This is a genomic window from Kosmotoga sp. (assembly GCF_982836095.1).
This window is the reverse complement of the sequence record NZ_CEYIHJ010000140.1, coordinates 433-5,237: the sequence shown is the minus strand read 5'-3', so window position 1 is coordinate 5,237 and position 4,805 is coordinate 433. Positions and strand designations below refer to the sequence as shown.

At 39.4% G+C, this 4,805-nt stretch carries 4 protein-coding genes and 1 tRNA gene; all 5 read right to left on the bottom strand.

The window, feature by feature from the left end; genetic code table 11:
• Position 1: 1 nt before the first annotated feature.
• The 5 genes from AC3LHT_RS08715 to AC3LHT_RS08695 all read right to left on the bottom strand — a co-directional run bounded on the left by AC3LHT_RS08715 (position 2) and on the right by AC3LHT_RS08695 (position 4,679).
• Positions 2-805, bottom strand: coding sequence for a TatD family hydrolase (locus AC3LHT_RS08715; RefSeq protein ID WP_488662611.1), 804 nt, complete (start codon positions 803-805; stop codon positions 2-4).
• Positions 768-1,850 (bottom strand): DUF933 domain-containing protein, encoded by a 1,083-nt coding sequence (locus tag AC3LHT_RS08710; RefSeq protein WP_488662610.1) that lies wholly within the window; start codon positions 1,848-1,850, stop codon positions 768-770. Before AC3LHT_RS08710 ends, AC3LHT_RS08715 begins: the two co-directional genes overlap by 38 nt.
• Positions 1,851-2,035: 185 nt before the next feature.
• On the bottom strand, positions 2,036-2,869 hold the full coding sequence (nadE, locus tag AC3LHT_RS08705; RefSeq protein ID WP_488662609.1) for an NAD(+) synthase: 834 nt from the start codon (positions 2,867-2,869) through the stop codon (positions 2,036-2,038).
• Positions 2,870-3,103: 234 nt separating this feature from the next.
• A tRNA-Trp gene (locus AC3LHT_RS08700) sits at positions 3,104-3,179 on the bottom strand.
• Positions 3,180-3,242: 63 nt separating this feature from the next.
• Complete coding sequence (locus AC3LHT_RS08695; RefSeq protein ID WP_488662608.1) at positions 3,243-4,679, bottom strand: proton-conducting transporter transmembrane domain-containing protein; 1,437 nt, start codon at positions 4,677-4,679, stop codon at positions 3,243-3,245.
• Positions 4,680-4,805 lie beyond the last annotated feature (126 nt).

Here is a 4,805-nt window from a genome sequence, read left to right as displayed (position 1 = left end):
GTTATGTTTGAAGCTTAAAAAGGTCAATTGCGTTTTCGCATAAAATGGTACTGCAACTTGAAGCCGAGATTCCTTTCAGCTCCGATATCAATTCAATAACAAACCGCACATAAGCTGGTTCATTTCTCTTTCCCCTGTACTTCTGTGGGGGCAAATAAGGGCAATCAGTCTCTGACAAAAAATGTACTAATGAAAAGTGGCGCACTATTTCTCTCAATTCGTTATTTTTAGGATATGTAAGCGGTCCACCAATTCCCAGCTTAAACCCCAGATCGACAAAACGCTTAGCATCAGCTATGGTACCCGAAAAAGCGTGGATAACACCATGCAGTTCTCCTTTGAATTCCTTTATAATCTCATAGGCATCATCATAAGCATCCCGAACGTGTACAACAACTGGAAGTTTTAGCTCTCTGGAAAGAAATAATTGTTCCCTAAAAACCCTCTTTTGTATTTCTTTAGGCGATAGATTTCTGTAATAATCAAGACCGATTTCTCCTATAGCGACTACTGTTTTATATTCAGCCAAAATTCTCATTTCTTCTGTGTAATTAGATGGTGTATCATTGCTTTCATGTGGATGAATCCCTATCGCTGCGAAAATATTCTCATGCTTTGATGCAAGTTCAACGACCCTTTTTGAAGTTTCAAGGTCTATACCTATTTCTATAAGGAATTCAAGTTCACCATTCTTCAGTTGTGAAATGATGCGTTCTCTATCATGGTCGAATTGTTTAAAAGAAATGTGAGAGTGAGTATCGCAAAGTCTAAGCGTTTGCTCTGATGTGGACGATGTCTCCATCATGTACAACCTCTTCCCTTCCAACCAGCCGTAGAAGCCCCAGTTTTTTTGCTTCAGCCATGCTCCCGGCTTTCATAAAGTCATCATAAGAGATAACCTCTGCTTTGATAAATCTTTTCGCTAGGTCTGTATGTACTTTAGCGGCACAATCTAAGGCTGTCGCGCCTTTTTTTACTGTCCAGGCACGAACTTCATCCTCTCCAACAGTAAGGAACGAGATAAGTCCCACATGTTCATAAACAACGCGTGAAAGCCTTTGAATACCACTTTCTTCAATGCCAAGTTCGTTCATGAACAGTTCCCTGTCCTCTGCTGAAAGGGCATTCAATTCTTGCTCTATTTTCCCTGATAGCTCCAAATAGGCAAATTTATTTTCCTCGCAGCTTTCTACGAGTTTTTCCTTACCGTTATATTTCTTAGTGCTGAATTGATCTTCATCAAGGTTAGCTACAACAATTACAGGTTTCGCCGTAAAAAGAGAAAGCGAGCCTATTCTTTTTAACTGTTCTTCGGCCAAATTCGCAGTACTCACAAACTTTTCTTGCTCGAGAATCTGACTGATTCTTTCAAGGATTTCTTTTTCAGCTGATTCATCTGGTGACAATTTCTTCTTTTTTTCCGTTTCTGAAAGCCTTAGGAGTCTATTTTCAACTACTTCTAAATCCCTGAGCAGCAATTCCGACTTTATAATTTCGAGCTGTTTCACAGGTTCTTCTGCTTCTGGTGGCCAGGGCACTGAGGGGCTTTCAAAAGCTCGAACAACGGCTAACAACGAATCTGCGTTTTGAATAAACTGAAAAATTCTGTTTTTTTCTTTCCTATTAGCAGAAAGATCATATCCGGGGATATCTATAAAAGAAAGGGTTGCATATGTTGTCTTTTTAGGCTTAAAAAGTTCGGAAAGCCGTTCCACCCTTTCATCATGTATCTTAGCAACACCGGTTAAAGGCTCATTCTTATGAGCATGCTCCTCTAAATTAACGCCTGTTAGCAAAGAGAAAATGGTAGTCTTTCCACTCATAGTTAGACCAAAAATACCTATCTCCATCAAAACTCCCCCCATCACGATTTAATGGGAAATGGTGTACATATATATATTACCAGATATCCAAACATATGCGAAGCACATCAGAAGCCAGAATCAAGCGCAATCCTATAAAATATCAAGTAATACCGGAGCAAATACGACTGAAGGAAAAGCAAAAACACTCCATAGTCAAGACTTAATGCTTTTTAAAGGGAAAGCATCCTTATATTTCTGTATTTTGCAGCCTTTAAAAGCATGTTGACTCTTTCTACTTTCTCATGTGGTTCACCTTCAATTGATACACCATTTTCCATCTTTTTCAAAATTCTATCAAGGTCAACATAACTGATACCCATCGCACTTTCATCTGTTAATCCGGGGATCAAGTCAGGTGAAGGCTGCCTGTTAAATATTTCATCTGGTATATTCAATCTTTTTGCCAGCTTAAAAACATCGGTTTTATACAGGTGAAGAAGGGGTTCTATATCGGTCGCATCGTCCCCCCATTTTACATAAAAGCCTGTTAAATATTCCGTCTTATTTGTCGTCCCAACAACAGCATACCCCTTTTTCTCAGCTTCCAGATAAAGCAGGCACATTCTGACTCGATGCTTTGCGCGATAATAAGCCATGCCCTTTCTCATTTCGGCATCGCCTGAGTTTTTCAAATCATTTATGAATACGTTTGTCCCGCCCTGAGCTTCCCATTTTTTTAGTGCGTACCTTTTTTTGATACTGTATGGTATCAGAAATGCTGGCGGTTGCAATTTGTATACACCCAAAGCTCTGAGAACAGGAGTGATTTTTGCTATTTTATAGGGTATTCCAATCCAGTTACAATACTTAACACCAAGCTTCAAACTGTCTGGCGAGGAGTCTCTTTCTGGCAATAGCATGCCAAAAACCCTTTCCTTTCCGAGAGCTTCAACGCAAAGTGCAGCGGTGACAGCTGAGTCAATTCCCCCACTGATCCCCACTATTGCTCCAGCGTAGTTGTACTTTTCGATAGTTTTCCTTATGAACTCTACGATTTTCTCCATAGTATCACCTACCACTACTTTAGCACTTGGAAAAGCGAAATTCAAAAATCGGCTTGACTTAGTATTGTGAAGATACGTGAAGCTCAGAGGGCAAGAAACTAACAACAAGACCTGTCTCATAGTAAAGCGGGTATAGGGTCTAGTGTTTTTACTAAACCCTAAACCCGGTCTTTAGTACCCTAGACCCGATCTTACTCTTTTAGTAAAGAAAAAAGGGGACAATGTCCCCTTTGATGGCACGCCCGGAGGGAGTCGAACCCCCAGCCTACGGTTTTGGAGACCGCCGCTCTGCCAGTTGAGCTACGGGCGTACACGCCACTATTATAAAGTATGTATTCCATAATTTCAAGTGGAAAATGTAGTAGAAAGAGATTTATTCCAATACAAAAGTTAGCATTATTCCAAAAAGCAGTAGATATAATATGAGAGCATTATCGAGCCTTTCAAAAATTCTCGGTAGTGGATTCAGGAATTTTTTCAACATGAAGAAAAGCGGTATCCCTGTCGCAATCATAATCAGAGCATCAAGAGTATGATGGGTATCAAAACCTATAATTCCATGAATGAAGACTGCAGCGACCATAATGCCATAGGCAAGCCACATGTTCCAGCGAAGTTTCATTTTTTCCTTAGAGACACCTACAAATATCAATTTCGAGAAACTGATAACTGTTCCAATGGAAGCAACCACGAGAAAATATTTTGCAGGCCCTGATATGGAATCCATAATACCATTTTTGGTGACAAAGCCAGATGTTAAGGGGGTACCCATAATCGCTGCAGAACCAACAAGTAATGGGATATACTCTTTTATATTGATTTTTCCTTTCCATTCCTGGATTTTTTGAGTTCCTAGTCTTTCTTTTATGTTTCCAGCGGTCATGAACAACAATCCCTTAAAAACTGCGTGACTGAAAGCGTGCCATGCTGCTGCCATATTACTTGCAGCTATGATAAAACCAATCTGAGAAAACGTGTGATAGGCAAGAACATCCTTAGCCTTCTTTGCATTCATAGCAAAAAGCACGCCAGCTACAGCGCTGAACGTACCAATCACAAGATAGAAATTTCTCAACCATTGAAAGGAGCCATATTGTAGAAACCGTATCACTAAATAATCCTCTATTTTTACCATCAACCCGGAGAGTATTGGAGATACTTCGGTGATAGCATTTGCATGGGCATCTGGAAGCCACATGGAGAGCAGAAATAAACCCGATTTAACCGAAAGCCCGGTGAAGATAAGAACAGCTGGCAGCTTGTCCATATAATCAAGTGCAGAAAAAGAGAAGGTTCCACTTTTCATGTAAACAAGTCCTATTCCTATAAGATAAAAGTTGAATCCAAGCGCTGAAATCAACATATATTTAACCGTAGCCCAGATTTGCTTCCCTTTTCTGCCGTAGGCAATTAAAATAAAGCCAATTATCGATGCGAGTTCAAAAGAGACGTAGACATTGAAAAGATCCCTGGTTATGAAAACAGCATTCAGTGATCCAAGAAGTAATGTGATCAGAGCATAAAAAAAACCATCGTAGCTTTTTTGAAGAGAATTCAACGTTATTGCTGAAAGAACCACTATCACAGCCAAAAGAAAAGGTAGAGCAAATTCATCATATCCTATGGAAATACCCAGTGTTCCCCAGTTACCTATGACCATTTCGAAGTTTTTTCCAATATTGAATAATAATATTACAATCGATGTTAACAGGGAAGTGAAAGTCAAAACAATGGTTATTTTTGTCCTTTGATTAAGTATTAGCGATACTCCACCAAGCAAAAGTGGGATAATACTCAAATAAAGAATCATTCCTCTTCTCCTTCTAACATTCCTTCTATTAAATCGATATCCACTGTATGATACCTGTTATGAAGCATGATTGTAAATGTAAGTAGTAAACTCAATATGGCGAATCCTATTACTATGCTGGTTATT

Excerpts from the sequence above, each read along its gene's own strand:
- AC3LHT_RS08715 (WP_488662611.1), bottom strand. The coding sequence starts at position 805 with ATGATGGAGACATCGTCCACATCAGAGCAAACGCTTAGACTTTGCGAT.
- AC3LHT_RS08710 (WP_488662610.1), bottom strand. The coding sequence starts at position 1,850 with ATGGAGATAGGTATTTTTGGTCTAACTATGAGTGGAAAGACTACCATT.
- nadE (WP_488662609.1), bottom strand. The coding sequence starts at position 2,869 with ATGGAGAAAATCGTAGAGTTCATAAGGAAAACTATCGAAAAGTACAAC.
- AC3LHT_RS08695 (WP_488662608.1), bottom strand. The coding sequence starts at position 4,679 with ATGATTCTTTATTTGAGTATTATCCCACTTTTGCTTGGTGGAGTATCG.